The sequence below is a fragment of the Streptomyces atroolivaceus genome (assembly GCF_000717025.1).
Lineage (GTDB): Bacteria > Actinomycetota > Actinomycetes > Streptomycetales > Streptomycetaceae > Streptomyces > Streptomyces atroolivaceus.
The window spans coordinates 148,466-165,914 of sequence record NZ_JNXG01000013.1; the positions used below are offsets into that span (position 1 = coordinate 148,466).

Annotated in this window: 14 protein-coding genes; 4 read left to right on the forward strand and 10 right to left on the reverse strand. The window is 71.4% G+C overall.

Features of this window, described 5'->3' with window-relative positions:
- The first annotated feature begins 2 nt into the window (after nucleotides 1–2).
- Entirely contained in the window at nucleotides 3–1,094 is a 1,092-nt protein-coding gene (locus OO67_RS23475; RefSeq protein WP_051709700.1) for an ankyrin repeat domain-containing protein, read from the forward strand.
- Nucleotides 1,095–1,216: 122 nt separating this feature from the next.
- Here OO67_RS23475 and OO67_RS23480 read toward each other — a convergent pair whose 3' ends face one another.
- The 3 genes from OO67_RS23480 to OO67_RS23490 are packed head-to-tail and all read right to left on the reverse strand — an operon-like array spanning nucleotide 1,217 to nucleotide 3,163.
- Complete coding sequence (locus OO67_RS23480) at nucleotides 1,217–2,476, reverse strand: RNA polymerase sigma factor (protein ID WP_033303205.1); 1,260 nt, start codon at nucleotides 2,474–2,476, stop codon at nucleotides 1,217–1,219.
- Nucleotides 2,477–2,525: 49 nt separating this feature from the next.
- Nucleotides 2,526–2,897 (reverse strand): YciI family protein, encoded by a 372-nt coding sequence (locus OO67_RS23485; protein WP_033303206.1) that lies wholly within the window; start codon nucleotides 2,895–2,897, stop codon nucleotides 2,526–2,528.
- Between the two features lie 35 nt (nucleotides 2,898–2,932).
- Nucleotides 2,933–3,163 (reverse strand): hypothetical protein, encoded by a 231-nt coding sequence (locus OO67_RS23490; protein ID WP_033303207.1) that lies wholly within the window; start codon nucleotides 3,161–3,163, stop codon nucleotides 2,933–2,935.
- 148 nt (nucleotides 3,164–3,311) lie between these two features.
- Here OO67_RS23490 and OO67_RS23495 point away from each other — a divergent pair, with 148 nt between their 5' ends.
- Nucleotides 3,312–3,737 carry a hypothetical protein gene (locus OO67_RS23495; protein WP_033303209.1) on the forward strand — a complete coding sequence of 142 codons (426 nt, stop codon included), beginning with the start codon at nucleotides 3,312–3,314 and terminating at the stop codon, nucleotides 3,735–3,737.
- Between the two features lie 110 nt (nucleotides 3,738–3,847).
- On the opposite strand, the gene OO67_RS23500 is transcribed toward OO67_RS23495, so the two are convergent.
- The 5 genes from OO67_RS23500 to OO67_RS23520 form a co-directional block, all read right to left on the reverse strand.
- The gene (locus OO67_RS23500; RefSeq protein WP_033303210.1) at nucleotides 3,848–5,530 is read right to left on the reverse strand and encodes a DEAD/DEAH box helicase; all 1,683 of its coding nucleotides are present in this window, start codon (nucleotides 5,528–5,530) and stop codon (nucleotides 3,848–3,850) included.
- A 199-nt stretch (nucleotides 5,531–5,729) separates the two neighbouring features.
- The gene (locus tag OO67_RS23505) at nucleotides 5,730–5,933 is read right to left on the reverse strand and encodes a cold-shock protein (protein WP_015607926.1); all 204 of its coding nucleotides are present in this window, start codon (nucleotides 5,931–5,933) and stop codon (nucleotides 5,730–5,732) included.
- Between the two features lie 487 nt (nucleotides 5,934–6,420).
- Nucleotides 6,421–7,032, reverse strand: a complete 612-nt coding sequence (locus tag OO67_RS23510) for a TetR/AcrR family transcriptional regulator (RefSeq protein ID WP_033303212.1) — start codon at nucleotides 7,030–7,032, stop codon at nucleotides 6,421–6,423.
- A 59-nt stretch (nucleotides 7,033–7,091) separates the two neighbouring features.
- Complete coding sequence (locus OO67_RS23515) at nucleotides 7,092–7,613, reverse strand: pyridoxamine 5'-phosphate oxidase family protein (protein WP_033303213.1); 522 nt, start codon at nucleotides 7,611–7,613, stop codon at nucleotides 7,092–7,094.
- Between the two features lie 183 nt (nucleotides 7,614–7,796).
- Nucleotides 7,797–8,540 (reverse strand): vWA domain-containing protein, encoded by a 744-nt coding sequence (locus OO67_RS23520; RefSeq protein ID WP_033303214.1) that lies wholly within the window; start codon nucleotides 8,538–8,540, stop codon nucleotides 7,797–7,799.
- Nucleotides 8,541–8,698: 158 nt separating this feature from the next.
- On the opposite strand from OO67_RS23520, the gene OO67_RS23525 reads away from it, so the two are divergent.
- Nucleotides 8,699–9,610, forward strand: coding sequence for a rhomboid family intramembrane serine protease (locus OO67_RS23525; protein WP_033303215.1), 912 nt, complete (start codon nucleotides 8,699–8,701; stop codon nucleotides 9,608–9,610).
- Nucleotides 9,611–9,661: 51 nt separating this feature from the next.
- Nucleotides 9,662–10,930 (forward strand): SLC13 family permease, encoded by a 1,269-nt coding sequence (locus OO67_RS23530; protein ID WP_033303217.1) that lies wholly within the window; start codon nucleotides 9,662–9,664, stop codon nucleotides 10,928–10,930.
- Nucleotides 10,931–11,059: 129 nt separating this feature from the next.
- Here OO67_RS23530 and OO67_RS23535 read toward each other — a convergent pair whose 3' ends face one another.
- Together OO67_RS23535 and gltB are read right to left on the reverse strand one after the other, a co-directional pair.
- Nucleotides 11,060–12,520 carry a glutamate synthase subunit beta gene (locus tag OO67_RS23535; protein ID WP_033303218.1) on the reverse strand — a complete coding sequence of 487 codons (1,461 nt, stop codon included), beginning with the start codon at nucleotides 12,518–12,520 and terminating at the stop codon, nucleotides 11,060–11,062.
- Entirely contained in the window at nucleotides 12,513–17,072 is a 4,560-nt protein-coding gene (gene gltB / locus OO67_RS23540) for a glutamate synthase large subunit (RefSeq protein ID WP_033303220.1), read from the reverse strand. Before gltB ends, OO67_RS23535 begins: the two co-directional genes overlap by 8 nt.
- Between the last annotated feature and the right edge of the window lie 377 nt (nucleotides 17,073–17,449).

Sequence of the window (17,449 nt, forward strand, 5' to 3'; positions counted from 1 at the left end):
GTATGACGAATGGTCCGGTTGGGGGCGCGAGCAGCCTATTCGAGGCGTTGTACGACGGTGAGGACGCCGTCGTACGGGTGCTTCGCGCGGGCGCGTCCGCCGAGTCGAGCGACGAGGAGGGGACGACCGCGCTGTACCTGGCGTCGGTGGAGGACCTGCCCGGCACGGTCCGGCTGCTGCTGGCCGCGGGTGCGGACCCGAACCGGGCTAGCGGTCCGGAGGCGGGTGATCTGCCGCTGTGCGGGGCGGCGTGCGGAGGCCATACCGAGGTCGTCGGCGCACTCCTGTCCGCGGGGGCGGCACCGGACCTGCCCGAGGAGTTCGGCTTCACCGCGCTGCGCTGGGCGGCGGGGCTCGGCCACGCGCGGGTCGCGGAGGCCCTCCTCGCCCATGGTGCGGACCCGGACCTGCCCGGCCCGCAGGGGGAGGTCCCGCTGGTGGTCGCGGCCCGCCGGGGATCGGTGCCCACCGTGCGGGCCCTGCTCCGGCACGGCGCCCGCGGCCTGTCCCCCGCGCTGGACGAGGCCCGGCGCATGCTCACCCTGGACGTGGAGCAGGAGCTGCGCAGCGGGCTGCGGCGCGCGTACGGGGACGAGGGCGGCCAGGGTGCGGTGCGCCGCGCGCCGGTGGACGGCGGGGTGACCGTCACGGTCGAACTCCTGCGGGACGGGGAGCCGTTCGCGTCCCAGGACCTGCAGACCGGGCACGGGGCGATCGCGACGCTCCTGGAGAACGAGCTGGGGCTGCGGGCCCCGTTCGAGGAACTGGCCGACCGGGCGCTGCGGGGCGGGGGCCCCGGCGTGGACAACTGGCTGGTGGCGGTCGGGACGCTGTGGCTGCGCGGCGACGAGGAGACGTTCCGGGCGGCGGCCGCCTGGACGGCGAGCGAGGATCCGCTGCGGCAGGCGTTCGGTGTGGACGTGCTGGCGCGGCTCGGCTTCCACACCGGCGGCAAACCGTTCGCCGCGCGGGCGGTTCCGCTGCTGCGGGAGCTGGCCGACGCCGCCGGCCCGGCACCGGCCGACGCGGCGGCGCGGGCGCTCGACCGGTACGAGAAGAAGGACCCGGACAGCCTGACGCCCGCCACGGAGTGAGCTCGGCCGTCCGACGGGTCGTCCACGGCCCTGGGGTCGCGGCGGTCTGTACGTCGTGACGCGCGGCGGCCGCGTGACGGCCGGGGGGGGCGAGGGGCCGGCAGCGGCAGGGGTCGTGCCGGTCAGGTGAGGCGGTCGGCCTCGTCGAGCAGGTAACGGCGCTCGACCTGGTTGCCGGTCAGCGCGGCCGCCTCGCGGTACAGCGTCGTCGCGGCTGCCGCGTCGCCGGTCATCTGCAGCAGGTGGGCGCGCACCGCGCGTTCCCGCTGCCGGGTGAGTGGGTCCTGAGCCAGTCCGTGGCGCCGGTCGAGGTCGTCGAGCAGTGCCATCCCCCGGGCCGGCCCGTAGGCCTGGGCGACCGCGACCACCCGGCTCAGCCGCACCGGCGCGGTCGGGGTGAGGCGTTCGAGCCACAGGTACAGCATCGCGATCTGCGGCCAGTCCGTCCGCTCCGGCGTCGCGGCCGCCGCGTGCAGGGCCGCGATCGCCGCCTGCAGCTGGTACGGGCCCGTCGCGCGCCGGCTCCAGACGCCGTCGATCAGCCGGGTGCCCTCGCGGATCAGATCGCGGTTCCAGAGCGTGCGGTCCTGCTCGTCGAGCGGCACCAGCGCGCCGTCGTCGCCGATGCGGGCCGCGCGGCGCGACTCGGTGAGCAGCATCAGTGCCAGCAGTCCGGTCACCTCGGCGTCGTCCGGAGCCGTGTCGCCGAGCATTCGGGTCAGCCTGATCGCCTCGCCGGTCAGGTCGACGCGGGCGAGTTCGTCGCCGGCGGAGGCCGTGTAGCCCTCGTTGAAAATCAGGTAGAGGACCCGCATGACGGCGGTCATGCGGCTGTGCCGGTCGTCGGCGGTCGGCGCGGTGAAGCGGGCGCCGGCGCGGGCCAGCTGCTGTTTGGCGCGGCTGATCCGCGTCCCCAGAGTGGCCTCGGCCGTTCCATGGGCGTGCGCGATCTCGGCGGTCGTCAGACCGCCGACCGCGCGCAGGGTGAGCGCCACCTGGGAGGCGGGGCTCAGCGCGGGGTGGCAGCAGAGCAGCAGCAGGGTGAGTCCGTCGTCGGCCTCCTGCACCGGACCTCGCCGGCGGTCCGGTTCCCGCATGGCCAGTTCGGCCATGCAGGCTTCCCGCTCGCGGCGGCGCCGTGCCTGGTCGGAGCGGAGCAGGTCGACCATCCGCCGGTAGCCGACCCGGATCAGCCAGCTGCGCGGGTTCTCCGGCACGCCGTCGGCCGGCCACGTCCGGCTCGCCGCCAGCAGCGCCTCCTGTACGGCGTCCTCGGCGATGTCGAAGCGCCCGAAGCGCCGTACCAACGCGCCGAGCACCTGCGGCGCTTCGGCACGGAGCAGGGACTCGACGTCCGTGGCCGTGTCCGGTCCGCCGTTCACCGGCCGGTGCGGGGCGCTGCCGGCGACGGGCCTCGTGGGGGCCGGCCGGTCATGCCGTGAAGTCCTCTCCCATGATCGGCCGGACCTCGATCGGTTCACCCAGTACCTCCACGATCCGCGAGGCGATCTCCAGGGCCCGCTCCCGGCCGGCCACGTCGATGACGGCGAAGCTGGCCAGGACCTCCTTGAGCTCGGCGAACGGTCCGTCGGTCAGCATCACGCCGTCCGGTGTCCGGTTCACCGTGGTGCTGACCGCCGGGTGCCCCAGACCCTCGGTGCCGACGAGCTCTCCGGTTTCGAGCAGTTCCTTCTCGAACCTCTGGTACACGGCGAAGGCGGCCAGCGCCTCCTCCGTCGGGGCGTCGGCGGTCGCGGCGTCCCAGGCGGCGGCTGACGTGTATCCGAGCAGCAGGTACTTCACGGGTCCCCTCTCCGTTCGTGCTTGGCGATGGTAGGTCAGCGCGTGCGGCACGGGGAGAGTGCGGGGAGAGTCGCCCTGGAGAAGGCGACCGGCCTGTCCTCGGCGGTCCGGATGCTCATGCGGCGGGGTGACCCGGGCACTACCGGCACCAGCACGGTGGCACCGTCGGGCACGTCCGGAAGGACGGACCGGCGGCGCACGCACCGCACGGTGATCAGCGGCCGGTCCGAGCCGCGGACGGCGGGGGCGGCAGTGGTCTCTGTCATGACTTCCTCCCTGTGGGTCTGCCCGCTACCTCGTGGCCGGATCAGGGATCTCGACATCCCCTCATTGTGATCCACATCACACGCGAGGAGTGTCGAGAACCGGTGGGCGGTCTCGAGGTAGCCGCGAGAACCCACCAAGGAGGACGAGATGTCTGAGATCCGGGAACCGAGCGCCGAACTGAAGGCCCTGGACCGCCTGGTCGGCACCTGGGCGGTGACCGGCGGCGCCGAGGGGACCGTGAGGTACGAGTGGATGCCCGGCCGGTTCTTCCTGAGCCAGCACGTCGAGCTCACCCAGTTCGGCGAGCCGGTCAACGGCCTGGAGCTGATCGGGAACCTGCGCCCGTTCGGCGAGCCGGCCGGCGCGGACGTGGTGTCGCGGTACTACGACTCGAACGGAAACACGTTCGACTACGTCTACGAGCTGAACGGCGACAAGCTCACCATCTGGGCCGGGGCGAAGGGCAGCCCTGCCTACTACGCGGGCACGTTCAGCTCCGACGGCGCCACGATGACCGGCGACTGGGTCTACCCCGGCGGGGGTGGATACACGTCGACGATGACCAGGATCTGAACCCGGCCCTCGCGACCGAGTTCACGCGCGGCCGAGGTCAGGCTCGGCCGAGGTCCCGGGGGCGGGCGCGGGGTGCGGTGGCCGGCAGGACCGGCCACCGCACCCGGTGATCACGCCGCCCGGCGGCCACGGGCGGGAGCGCTTCCGCGCCCCGCGCCGCCGGCCCGGCCGGCACCGGCGGTACGGGCGGCTCCGCCACCACCGCCGGATCCACCGCGAGCCGCACCGCCGCCGGCGCCGCCCCGCGCGCCACCGCCCGCACCACCGCGAGCCGAGCCTCCGGTTCCGCCCTGTGCGGCGCCCGAGCCCGCGCCCGTTCCACCGCGCCGGCCACGGCCGCGGCTGCCCGAGCGGAAGGAGCCGCCGGCCGCCTGGCCGGCGCCCTGGCTCGCGCCGCGCGTACGCGGCTTGGGCTGCGTCGGCTGCGGCACCTCGATGACGATGGCCACGCCGGACGGCTCACGGGCACCCGTGATCCTGCTGAGCTCCTCGTCGCTGGACTTGATCCGGGTGGTGCGCGGCGCGATGCCCGCGTCCTGCATCAGCCGGGTCATCTCGCGCTTCTCCTCGGGCAGCACGAGCGTGACGACGCTGCCCGACTCCCCGGCGCGCGCGGTGCGCCCGCCACGGTGGAGGTAGTCCTTGTGGTCGGTCGGCGGGTCCACGTTGACGACCAGGTCCAGGTCGTCGACGTGGATGCCCCGGGCTGCCACGTTCGTCGCCACGAGCGCGGTGACCTGGCCGTTCTTGAACTGGTCCAGCGTCCGGTTGCGCTGCGGCTGGGACCGGCCGCCGTGCAGGGCCGCGGCCCGCACACCACTGGCGAGGAGCCGCTTGGCGAAGCGGTCCGCGGCACGCTTGGTGTCCACGAACATGATCACCCGTCCGTCGCGGGCGGCGATCCGGGTGGCGACGGCCTTCTTGTCCGTCTCGTCCGCCACGTGCAGCACATGGTGCTCCATCGTGGTGACGGCACCGGCCGACGGGTCGACCGAGTGCACGACCGGATCGGTGAGGAACATCTTGACCAGCCGGTCGATGTTCTTGTCGAGGGTCGCGGAGAACAGCATGCGCTGCCCGTCCGTCTCCACCTGCTTGAGGAGCGCGACGACCTGCGGCATGAAGCCCATGTCGGCCATCTGGTCGGCCTCGTCGAGGACGGTGATCGACACCTGGTCGAGCCGGCAGTCGCCGCGCTCGATGAGGTCCTTGAGGCGGCCCGGCGTGGCGACGAGCACCTCGGCGCCCCGGCGCAGCGCGCCGGACTGCCTGCTGATCGACATGCCGCCGACGACGGTGGCGACGCGCAGGTTCACAGAGGTGGCGTACGGCGTCAGCGCGTCCGTGACCTGCTGGGCGAGCTCACGGGTGGGGACGAGGACGAGCGCCAGCGGGGCGTGCGGCTCGGAGCGGCGGCCCGCGGTACGGGCGAGCAGCGCCAGGCCGAAGGCCAGGGTCTTGCCGGAGCCCGTGCGGCCACGGCCGAGGATGTCCCGGCCTGCCAGCGAGTTCGGCAGGGTGGCGCCCTGGATGGGGAAGGGGTCGGTGACGCCCTGTGCGGCGAGGGTCTTCAGCAGCGCGGCGGGCATGTCCAGCTCGGCGAACGCGTCGACGGCGGGCAGCGCGGGGGTCAGCGTCTCCGGCAGGGCGAACTCGCCGCCCTGGGCGGGCGCGGTCCTGCGGCGGGCCGGTGCCTTGCCGGATCCTCGGGGGTTCGCCTGTGCCCGGTCCGGGCCACGCCCCTTTATCGGGCGGGTGCGGGTCGGTCGGTCCTGGCGTTCGGAGCGGGTCATACGGAATTGCCCTCCTGGGGGATTCCTGGGGTTACTGCCGACTGCTGCGGACTGCTTGATGTGCGCCCCAGGATGCAAGCACAGAGCAGGTGTCCCGGTTGCGGAACCGAACCGGGAAAAAGGGTGAGCCGGAAACAGCACAAACCGGGGCCCGCACCTTCACGGTGCGGGCCCCGGCTGCGAGGTACGCGTCCGGCAATTAGGCCGGGACGATGTTCTCCGCCTGCGGGCCCTTCTGGCCCTGCGTGACGTCGAAGGAGACCTTCTGGCCCTCCTGGAGCTCACGGAAGCCCTGGGTGGCGATGTTGGAGTAGTGGGCGAAGACGTCGGCGCCGCCGCCGTCCTGCTCGATGAAGCCGAAGCCCTTTTCCGAGTTGAACCACTTCACGGTTCCAGTAGCCATGTCATTCTCCTAAAAGAGGTGCAGTGCCGGAAATCCGCACTTTACGAATTCCAAGTCGCCGCATTGAGCCCCATCCGGAGAAAGCCGGAAAACAATAAAGCGCCTGAGGAGGGTTCCCGTCAGGCGCACATAAAGTTCATGGGTACCAAAACTGCAACTCGGCAACCGTAGCACGTTCTGTCGGCGAGCGGCAGATCGGACTGCCCCGGCGCGCCGGGAATCCGGCTGACCAGCGCGGCGGCGGAGACCGTTCACGGCGGGTTCCGAAAGCGTTCGCGGATGCTTCCCGCTCTGTTCCCCCAAGGGCCGAGGGCCCTTCGCCGCGTCGCGGAACCTCTCGTTCCGCAGAGGGGTCCCGACGAGGCGCCGGGCCCTCGCGCGGGAGGCCGGTTCACCTGAATGCCACACCGGCTGGCCCCCGGACCTCGCACCGCGGGCAGGCGGAACCGTGGCGGGGCTTACGCCGAACGGGCACCGCCCGGCGGCGTCAGGGTCGCGGCGCGAGGCCGTCCAGCAGGAGTGCGAGGTAGGGGCGGGCGAGTTCGTCGGGTGCGTCGGTGGCGCCCGTCGGGCCCCAGGCAGCCGCGCCCCAGACGGCGTCGCGCACGAAGCGGCCCGTGAGCCGGGTGTCGAGACCGGCCCGGAACACCCCGTCGGCGACACCGCGCTCCAGCGTGCGGCGCAGAGCCCGCTCGAGCACCGGCCGCGCCTCGGCGAGGTACTGGAAGCCGGGCCGGGTGGCGAGGTGCGCTGCTTCCGTCCGGTAGATGGCGGCGGCGGCGAGGTTCCGCCCGATGTGGCGGAAGGACTCGGTGACCAGCGCTTCGAGCGTCTCCCTGGGGCCGAGCCCGGCGTCGAGTACGGCGTCGTACGTGGTCCGCAGACCGGCCAGGAAGGTGGAGAGGATCTCGTCCACCATCGATTCCTTCGAGTCGAAGTGGTGGTAGAGGCTGCCGGCGAGCATCCCGGCCTCGTCCGCGATCCGGCGGACGGTGGTGGCGTCGTATCCCTGTGCGGCGAAGACCTCTGCTGCGATGGCCAGCAGTTCGGGGCGGCGCTCGGGCCGGGAGGTCGCCGTGGGCTTCTTCTTGGTAGGCACTCCCCCATTGTCCGCCCGGCCACGCGGCGCTCCGCACCGCATGGCCGCAGGTCAGGACGTCACGACTCCCGGACGGGACTGTCGTCGGCGCCCCTGCGCAGGGTGCGCAGGGGGTGTCCGGGGCGCCAGACCTGTACGACGAGGTCGTCGCCGTCGAGGCCGGTGCGGACCACCTCGGCGAGCTCGGCACGGAAGAGGAGGAAGGGCTCCGGTGGGGTGACCTCCTCGATGAAGCGGGCCAGCACGGCGGCGTCGGTGACCTCCACGGCCCGTCCGGAGACACGGATGTCCCCGTCGGCCATCTCCGCGTCGGGTCCCGGGTTGGCCTGGACGGCGAAGCGGGGGTCGCGCCGCAGGTCCAGCGCCTTGCGGGAGTTCGGCATCATGCCGAACCACAGCGCGTCCATCCGGAACTCCACCTCCAGACCGGTGACCCGGGGCGAGCCGTCCGCGCGCAGCGTCGCGAGGACGTGGTGCTTGTACTGCTGGAACCGTTTCTGGGCCGCGTCGGCGAAGGCGGGCTCGGCCGCGCGGAAGTCCTGCCACGAACTCGGTGTCACGCTCGATGTCATGGGCGTCATCAAACCCGGTCAACCGGACATCTTCTGTCGTGTTTCGCGGCGCCTCACCGGATCGGACGCCGCACCCTCGTGCTCCCCGTGCCCCCGGATCGGGCGGGACGCCGCACCCTCGTGCTCCCCGTGCCCCCGGATCGGACACCGCCTCCTCGCGATCGCCGCGCGCCCTGGGCGGGAGCCCCGGGTTCACCTCACGAGTCCCTGGGCGCGGGCCGCCGCGAGCCAGCGCGGGAATTCGGCGACCAGCCGGTCGTACAGCTCGGGGTCCGGGAGGGCGCGGGGGTCGGATCCCGCGTGGAAGAAACCCGCGTTGTCGACGGGCCGCTTGGCCGGCACGGCGAGTTCGTCGAGCCTGCGCAGGAAGTCGAACTGCGAGCTCCGCTTGTTCCCGAAGCCGATGAACTGCCAGAACAGCGGCAGTTTCGCCGCCTTGCAGAGGTAGCGTTCCGCCGCGTGTTTGCTGAGCGGGCCGCCGTCCGTCTGGAAGACGACGAGGGCGGGCGCGGTCGAGCCGCTGTCGAGGTAGTGGTCGATGACGGCGTCCATGGCCAGGTGGTAGCTGGTCTTCCCCATGTGCCCGAGCCCGGCCACGATCGTGTCGATGCGGCCGTGGTGGTTGTCGAGGGATATGCCCGTGACGGCGTCGATGTCCGTGGAGAACAGGACGACGGGCACCTGTCCGTCGTCGTCCAGATGGGCCGAGAGCCCGAGCACCCGGTCGGCCAGGGCCTGGACACTGCCGTCCTTGTAGTACTCCCTCATCGAACCGGAGTAGTCGAGCACCAGGTAGACGGCGGCCCGTACTCCGCTCATCCCGTGCTTCTCCAGGGACAGTCCGGCGTTCTCGTAGAGGCCGGCGAGCGCCGGTGCCCGGTCCCGTACCTTCTGCAGACTGATGGCCGCACCTGCGGAGTCGGGGGAGCCGGTCACGTGGGTCTCCGATCGGGCGCGGGCTCGTGCCCTGGCGGCTGCGGGAGTTCCGAGCGTATGGCACCCCGGCACCCAGGTGCGCCGCTGTTCACCGGCGTTCGCTATCTTGAGCGCCGCCGCCCCCTGCGGCCCTCCGTCCACGAATGAAGGAGCCGGCCATGGAGGCCGCCGCCACCACGTGTTATCGCCACCCGTCGTACGAGACGTATGTGCGCTGCACGCGCTGCGACCGGTACATCTGCCCCGACTGCATGCGTGAGGCGTCGGTCGGGCATCACTGCGTGGAGTGCGTGGAGGAGGGGCAGCGCTCGGTGCGCCAGGCCCGCTCGTTGTTCGGTGGCGCGGTGCCGAGCGCGGCGACACCGGTCGTGACGTACGTGCTGATGGCGCTGAACATCGTCGCGTACGTCGTCGAGGTGGCCCGGGACGAGACGGTGGACCGGTTCGGGATGCTCGGTGCGGTGCTGGTCGATCCGTCGGGCGGGCAGTACTACTACAAGGGCGAGACGTATCCCGGCTTCGAGTTGACCGGGGTGGCCGACGGGGAGTGGTACCGGCTGCTGACGGGCGCCTTCCTGCATCTGCCGCCCGACGCCTCGTTCGGGGTGATGCACCTGGTCTTCAACATGCTCGCGCTGTGGAATCTCGGCCGGGTCGTGGAGGGGCAGCTCGGCCGGGCGCGGTATCTGGCGCTGTACCTGCTGTCCGCGCTGGGCGGTGCGGTGCTGGTGTACCTGGTGTCGCCGGAGACGACCGCGGTGGGTGCCTCGGGCGCGGTCTTCGGCCTGGCGGCGTCCTTCTACGTCATCAGCCGGCGCCTGGGGCGGGACATGCGGGCGGTCAACCGCTTCATGGCGGGGTTCCTGATCTGGATGGTCGTCTCCGCCGCGTTCACCTCGTGGGAGGGGCACCTCGGCGGTCTGCTGACCGGCGGTCTGGTGACCTACTGGCTCGCGTACGCGCCGGCGAAGCTGCGGACGTCCGCGACGCAGCTGGCCGGCGGGGTGGTCCTGGTCGTGCTGCTGGCCGCCGTCGTCGCGGTACGGACGGCCGCGCTGACGGGGGCCTGACGGCGAACCGGCCGTTCCGTGACCCGGGTCTGCTTCTGAGACCATCGTCCCATGGTGAGAGATGTGTCAGCGGGCCGTCCGGTGGCCGGGAGCCAGGGGGACGACGGGCCCGGTGAGCGGCCCGCCGGGCTGGTCCGGCGGCTGCATCCACTCGACTGGCTCGCGGGCGCCCTGCTGGTCCTGGGGCTGCTCGCGGTGGTGACCGGGCTGCTGCCCTCGGGCCCGGCCGCGGACGAGATGCGCCGCGTCGGGCCGCTGGTGGTGTTCCTGGGCACCGTGATCGTGATGGCCGAACTGACGGGCCGGGCCCAGGTCTTCGACGTGGTGGCGGCCTGGGTGGCGCGGGCGGGGCGGGGGCGCTATCCGCTGCTCTTCGGGCTGTGCGTGCTCTTCGCCTCGCTCACCACGATCACGCTGAACCTGGACACCACGGCGGTGCTGCTCACTCCCGTGATGCTGGCGCTGGCGACCCGGCTGGGGATCGCGGCGCTGCCCCTGGCGATGACGACGGTGTGGCTGGCCAACACCGCGAGTCTGCTCCTGCCGGTCTCGAACCTGACGAACCTGCTGGCCGCGGACCGGGTGGCGCTCTCTCCGTCCGGATACGCCGCGGTGATGTGGCTGCCCCAGCTCGCGTCGGTCGCCGTGACGGCCGCATGCCTGTGGGTCTTCTACTGGCGCCGTGGCCGGCGCGGCGAGGGACAGGACCGGTACACCCCGCCGGGCGCGCCGGTGGCCGGGGATCCCGTCCTGCTGCGCATCTGTTCGGTGGCCTGCGCGGGCTTCCTGCTGGCGATTCTGGTGGCGGACGTGCCGCTGTGGTCGGCGTCGCTGGCCGCGATGGTGGTCGTCGTGGCCGCCTTCGCCGTTCGGCGCAGGCAGGAGCTGCGGCTGTCGCTGGTGCCGTGGCGGCTGCTGGTGCTGGTCCCGGGGATGTTCCTGGTCGTGCAGACGGTCAACGCGCACGGGCTCCACGAACTGCTGGAGTCCGCGCTCGGCTCGGACGACGGCTTCCTGGGTCTGCTGCGGTCGGCGGCGGTGGGCGCGGGACTGTCGAACGTCCTGAACAACCTGCCGGCCTACCTGGCGGGTGAGGCGGTCGTCCCGGTGGCGAACCGCGAGCAGTTGCTGGCGCTGCTGATCGGCGTCAATGTGGGGCCGCTCGTCACCCCGTGGGCGTCGTTGGCGACGCTGCTGTGGTTCGAGCGCTGCCGCCTGCACGGGACGCGGATCGGCATGGGCCGGTTCCTCGGCACCGGGCTGGTGCTGTCGGTGGCGGGCACCCTGGCCGCGGTGTCGGCGCTGTGGCTGGTCAGCTGAACCGAACCGTGCCCGGCACGCCGGTGCGCGGGAGAACGCGCCGCGGCGCCCTCCCTTGTCCGGTCGGGGACGGGGCGGGCGCCGCGTTCAGTTCCGTACGCCGTTGTACGGGACGTCTGTGTGCCGTGGTCAGACCGTCAGGGAACGGTCCGTCGGGCGGATCGGGGCGTGCAGGGCGCTCGTCCCGGTCAGGAAGCGGTCCACGCCGCGTGCCGCGGAGCGGCCCTCGGCGATGGCCCAGACGATGAGGGACTGGCCGCGGCCGGCGTCACCGGCGACGTAGACGCCGTCGACGTTGGTCGCGTAGTTCTCGTCGCGCGCGACGTTGCCGCGCTCGTCGAGCTCCAGGCCGAACTGCTGGACGAGGCCGTTGGCCTGGTCGGTGCCGGTGAACCCCATGGCCAGGGTGACGAGCTGGGCCGGGATGACACGCTCGGTGCCGGCCTTCTGCTCCAGCTTGCCGTCCTTGAACTCCACCTCGATGAGGTGCAGCGACTGGACGTTGCCGTCCTCGTCGCCCTCGAAGTGGGTGGTGGAGACGGAGTAGAGCCGCTCGCCGCCCTCCTCGTGCGCGGAGGTGACCTTGTAGAGCATCGGGAAGGTCGGCCAGGGCTGGTTGGCGTTACGCTCCTCGCCCGGCTGCGGCATGATCTCCAGCTGGGTGACGGAGGCCGCGCCCTGGCGGTGGGCGGTGCCGACGCAGTCGGCGCCGGTGTCGCCGCCGCCGATGACGACGACGTGCTTGCCCTCGGCGGTGATCGGGGAGACGGTCAGGTCGCCCTCCTGCACCTTGTTGGCGAGCGGGAGGTACTCCATCGCGAAGTGCACGCCCTTGAGGTCGCGGCCCGGGACGGGCAGGTCGCGGGAGACGGTGGCACCGGCCGCGATGACGACGGCGTCGTAGCGGCGGCGGAGCTTGGCGGCGTCGATGTCCTTGCCGATCTCCACCTCCGTGCGGAACTTGGTGCCTTCCGCGCGCATCTGCTCGATGCGGCGGTTGATGTGCGACTTCTCCATCTTGAACTCGGGGATGCCGTAGCGGAGGAGTCCCCCGATGCGGTCCGCGCGCTCGAAGACGGCGACCGTGTGCCCGGCCCGCGTCAGCTGCTGGGCGGCGGCGAGTCCCGCCGGGCCCGAGCCGATGACGGCGACGGTCTTGCCGGAGAGGCGCTCGGGCGGCTGCGGGGTGACGTCGCCGCTGTCCCACGCCTTGTCGATGATGCTGACTTCGACGTTCTTGATGGTGACGGCCGGCTGGTTGATCCCGAGGACGCACGCCGACTCGCACGGAGCGGGGCACAGGCGGCCCGTGAACTCCGGGAAGTTGTTCGTGGCGTGCAGGCGCTCGGACGCCGCCGACCAGTCCTCGCGGTAGGCGTAGTCGTTCCACTCGGGGATGAGGTTTCCGAGCGGACAGCCGTTGTGGCAGAACGGGATGCCGCAGTCCATGCAGCGGCCGGCCTGCTTGCTGATGATCGGGAGCAGCGATCCCGGAACGTAGACCTCGTTCCAGTCCTTGACACGCTCGCCGACGGGGCGGGTCTCGGCGACCTCGCGTCCGGTGGTCAGGAAGCCCTTGGGGTCAGCCATTGGTCGCCGCCTCCATCATCTTCTCGGTGGTCTCCTGCTCGGAGAGACCGGCGAGCTCAGCGGCGTCCTTGGCGGCGAGCACTGCCTTGTAGGTGGACGGGATGATCTTGCTGAAGCGGGCGGCCGACGTGTCCCAGTCGGCCAGCAGCTTCTCGGCGACCGTGGAGCCGGTCTCCTCCTGGTGGCGGCGCACGACGTCGTGCAGCCACTGCCTGTCGGTGTCGTCGAGCAGCTCGACGGCGCCGACGTTGCCGGTGTTGACGTTGTCGAGGTCGAGGTCGATGACGTACGCGATACCGCCGGACATGCCCGCGGCGAAGTTGCGCCCGGTCTCGCCGAGGACGACCGCGTGACCGCCGGTCATGTACTCGCAGCCGTGGTCGCCCACACCTTCCGAGACGACCGTGGCACCGGAGTTGCGGACGCAGAAGCGCTCGCCGGTCCGGCCGCGGAGGAACAGCTCGCCACCGGTCGCACCGTAGCCGATGGTGTTGCCGGCGATGGTGGAGTACTCGGCGAGGTGGTCGGCACCGCGGTCCGGGCGGACGATGACGCGGCCGCCGGAGAGGCCCTTGCCGACGTAGTCGTTGGCGTCGCCCTCCAGGCGCAGCGTCACACCGCGCGGTACGAACGCGCCGAAGGACTGGCCCGCGGAACCGGTGAAGGTGATGTCGATGGTGTCGTCGGGCAGGCCCGCACCGCCGAACTTCTTGGTCACCTCGTGGCCCAGCATGGTGCCGACGGTGCGGTTGATGTTGCGGATCGCGACCTGGGCCCGGACGGGCTGGGCGGTCTCGGGGCTGTCGGCGCCCAGGGCGTCGGCCGCGAGCTTGATCAGCTCGTTGTCGAGGGCCTTGGCCAGGCCGTGGTCCTGCTCGGCGATCTGGTGGCGCACCGCGCCCTCGGGCAGCTCGGGCACGTAGAAGAGGGGCTCGAGGTCGAGACCCTGTGCCTTCCAGTGCGTGACGGCCCGCTCGGTGTCGAGGAGTTCGGCGTGGCCGACGGCCTCCTCGATCGTGCGGAAGCCGAGCTCGGCGAGGATCTCGCGGACCTCTTCGGCGATGAACTCGAAGAAGTTGACGATGTACTCGGCCTTGCCGGAGAACCGGTCGCGCAGGACGGGGTTCTGGGTGGCGATGCCGACCGGGCAGGTGTCGAGGTGACAGACGCGCATCATGACGCAGCCGGAGACGACGAGCGGCGCGGTCGCGAAACCGAACTCCTCGGCGCCCAGCAGCGCGGCGATGACGACGTCGCGGCCCGTCTTGAGCTGGCCGTCGGTCTGGACGACGATGCGGTCGCGCAGGCCGTTGAGCAGCAGGGTCTGCTGGGTCTCGGCGAGGCCGAGCTCCCAGGGGCCGCCCGCGTGCTTGAGCGAGGTGAGCGGCGAGGCGCCCGTGCCGCCGTCGTGGCCGGAGATGAGGACGACGTCCGCGTGGGCCTTGGAGACACCCGCGGCGACCGTTCCGACGCCGACCTCGGAGACCAGCTTCACGTGGATGCGGGCCGCCGGGTTGGCGTTCTTGAGGTCGTGGATCAGCTGAGCCAGGTCCTCGATGGAGTAGATGTCGTGGTGCGGCGGGGGCGAGATCAGGCCGACGCCCGGGGTGGAGTGCCGGGTCTTGGCGACCCACGGGTAGACCTTGTGGCCGGGCAGCTGGCCGCCCTCGCCGGGCTTGGCGCCCTGCGCCATCTTGATCTGGATGTCGTCCGCGTTGACCAGGTACTCGCTGGTGACACCGAAGCGGCCGGAGGCGACCTGCTTGATGGACGAGCGGCGCGCCGGGTCGTAGAGACGCTCGGCGTCCTCGCCGCCCTCACCGGTGTTGGACTTGCCGCCCAGCTGGTTCATGGCGACGGCGAGCGTCTCGTGCGCCTCCTGGGAGATGGAGCCGTACGACATGGCGCCGGTGGAGAAGCGCTTGACGATCTCGGCGGCGGACTCGACCTCGTCGATGGAGATCGGCTCGCGGCCGCTCTTGAAGCCGAACAGGCCGCGGAGCGTCATGAGGCGCTCGGACTGCTCGTTGACCCGGCCGGTGTACTTCTTGAAGATGTCGTACCGGCGGTTGCGGGTGGCGTGCTGGAGGCGGAAGACCGTCTCCGGGTCGAACAGGTGCGGCTCGCCCTCGCGGCGCCACTGGTACTCGCCGCCGATCTCCAGCGCACGGTGCGACGCGGCGATGCCGGAGGCCGGGTACGCCTTGGTGTGCCGGGCGGCGACCTCCTTGGCGACGACGTCGAGTCCGGCGCCGCCGATCTTGGTGGCGGTGCCGTTGAAGTACTGGGCGACGAAGGCCTCGTCGAGGCCGACGGCCTCGAAGACCTGGGCGCCGCGGTAGGAGGCGACGGTCGAGATGCCCATCTTGGACATGACCTTCAGGACGCCCTTGCCGAGGGCGTAGATCAGGTTGCGGATGGCCAGCTCGGGCTCGATGCCCTCGATGAACGTACCGGCGCGGACGAGGTCCTCGACGGACTCCATCGCGAGGTACGGGTTGACGGCGGCGGCGCCGTATCCGATGAGGAGCGCGACGTGGTGGACCTCGCGGACGTCGCCGGCCTCGACCAGCAGGCCCACCTGGGTGCGCTGCTTGGTGCGGATGAGGTGGTGGTGGACGGCCGAGGTGAGCAGCAGCGAGGGGATCGGCGCGTGCTCGGCGTCGGAGTGCCGGTCGGACAGGACGATGAGGCGGGCGCCGTCCTCTATGGCGGCGTCGACCTCGGCGGTGATCTGCTCGATCCGGGCGGCGAGGGCCTCGCCGCCACCGCTGACGCGGTAGAGACCGGAGAGGGTGGCGGCCTTCATGCCCGGCATGTCGCCGTCGGCGTTGATGTGTATGAGCTTGGCCAGCTCGTCGTTGTCGATCACCGGGAAGGGCAGCGTGACCGCCCGGCACGCGGCGGCGGACGGCTCCAGGATGTTCCCCTGGGGTCCGAGCGTGGAGCGCAGCGAGGTGACGAGCTCTTCGCGGATGGCGTCCAGCGGCGGGTTGGTGACCTGGGCGAACAGCTGGGTGAAGTAGTCGAAGAGCAGCCGGGGGCGCTCGGAGAGCGCGGCGATCGGCGAGTCGGTGCCCATGGAGCCGAGGGGTTCGCCTGCGGTGCGGGCCATCGGGGCGAGGAGGACGCGGAGCTCCTCCTCGGTGTAGCCGAAGGTCTGCTGGCGGCGGGTGACCGAGGCGTGGGTGTGGACGATGTGCTCGCGCTCGGGGAGGTCCTCGAGCTCGATCTCGCCGGTTTCCAGCCACTCCTGGTACGGGTTCTCGGCGGCCAGGGACGCCTTGATCTCGTCGTCCTCGATGATGCGGTGCTCGGCGGTGTCGACGAGGAACATCTTGCCGGGCTGGAGGCGGCCCTTGCGGACGACCTTGGCCGGGTCGATGTCCAGGACGCCGACCTCGGAGGAGAGGACGACGAGGCCGTCGTCGGTGACCCAGTAGCGGCCGGGGCGCAGACCGTTGCGGTCGAGGACCGCACCGACCTGGGTGCCGTCGGTGAAGGTGACGCAGGCCGGGCCGTCCCAGGGCTCCATCATCGTGGAGTGGTACTGGTAGAAGGCGCGGCGGGCCGGGTCCATGGACGCGTGGTTCTCCCACGCCTCGGGGACCATCATCAGCACCGAGTGCGGCAGCGAGCGTCCGCCCAGGTGGAGCAGCTCCAGGACCTCGTCGAAGGAGGCGGAGTCGGAGGCGTCCGGGGTGCAGACGGGGAAGATCCGGTCGAGCTGCGCCTCGCCGAAGAGGCTGGAGGCGAGCTGGGACTCGCGGGCCTTCATCCAGTTGCGGTTGCCCTTGACCGTGTTGATCTCGCCGTTGTGCGCGACGAAGCGGTACGGGTGGGCGAGCGGCCAGCTGGGGAAGGTGTTGGTGGAGAAGCGGGAGTGGACGAGCGCGACCGTGGTGGCGAAGCGGCGGTCGGAGAGGTCCGGGAAGAACGGCTCCAGCTGCCCGGTGGTGAGCATGCCCTTGTAGACGATCGTGCGTGCGGAGAGCGAGGGGAAGTACACCCCGGCCTCACGCTCGGCGCGCTTGCGCAGGACGAAGGCCTTGCGGTCCAGCGCGATGCCGGCGCTCGTACCGTCGCCGACGACCAGCTGGCGGAACTCCGGCATGACGGCGCGGGCGCCGTTGCCGAGGATGTCCGGCGTGACCGGGACCTGGCGCCAGCCGAGGACGTCGAGGCCCTCTTCGGCGGCGATCTTCTCGATCTGCTTCACGGAGTCGGTGGCGTCGTCCGCGGGCAGGAAGGCGATGCCGACGGCGTAGGAGCCGGCCTCGGGGAGCTCGAACGCGACCTCTTCACGGAGGAAGGCGTCCGGGACCTGAAGGAGAATGCCGGCACCGTCACCCGAGTCGGGCTCGGATCCTGTGGCGCCGCGGTGTTCGAGGTTGCGCAATACGGTCAGCGCCTGCTCGACCAGCTCATGGCTGGCCACACCGGTCAGAGTGGCCACGAACCCGACGCCACAGGCGTCGTGCTCGTTACGGGGGTCATACATCCCCTGCTGGACAGGGCGACCGTCCATGGGCGACCAGGCGTCGGAACGCATCGGCTCTCCCGTCGTCGTCGTGGCATGTGCTGTGCCGAGGGACGACGCTGGCCCTCTGCGAAATTTCGTGCAGGTTACATGATGGAACGCTTCTCAAAAAGCGGAAAGAGTGTTCCAGCATGCGGACACCACGGAGTCGTGGTGCGGGTGGGTCATGATCGGAAGGATCCTTGTGGATCACCGTCCGGGGAGACCGCAGAGAGCAGGCGTCGTTGCCCGCGAGTGTCTACGGCTATTTCCCAGCGGTCATGGATTCGAAACCGCCGAGTAACGGCTACTTATGTGTAGCACTGCATAGCGTCTCATTTTAAGGCCGCCTCACCCCATCCGCCCAGAGGCGTGTGCCACGACGTACGTCACACCAGGTCACCCCCGGA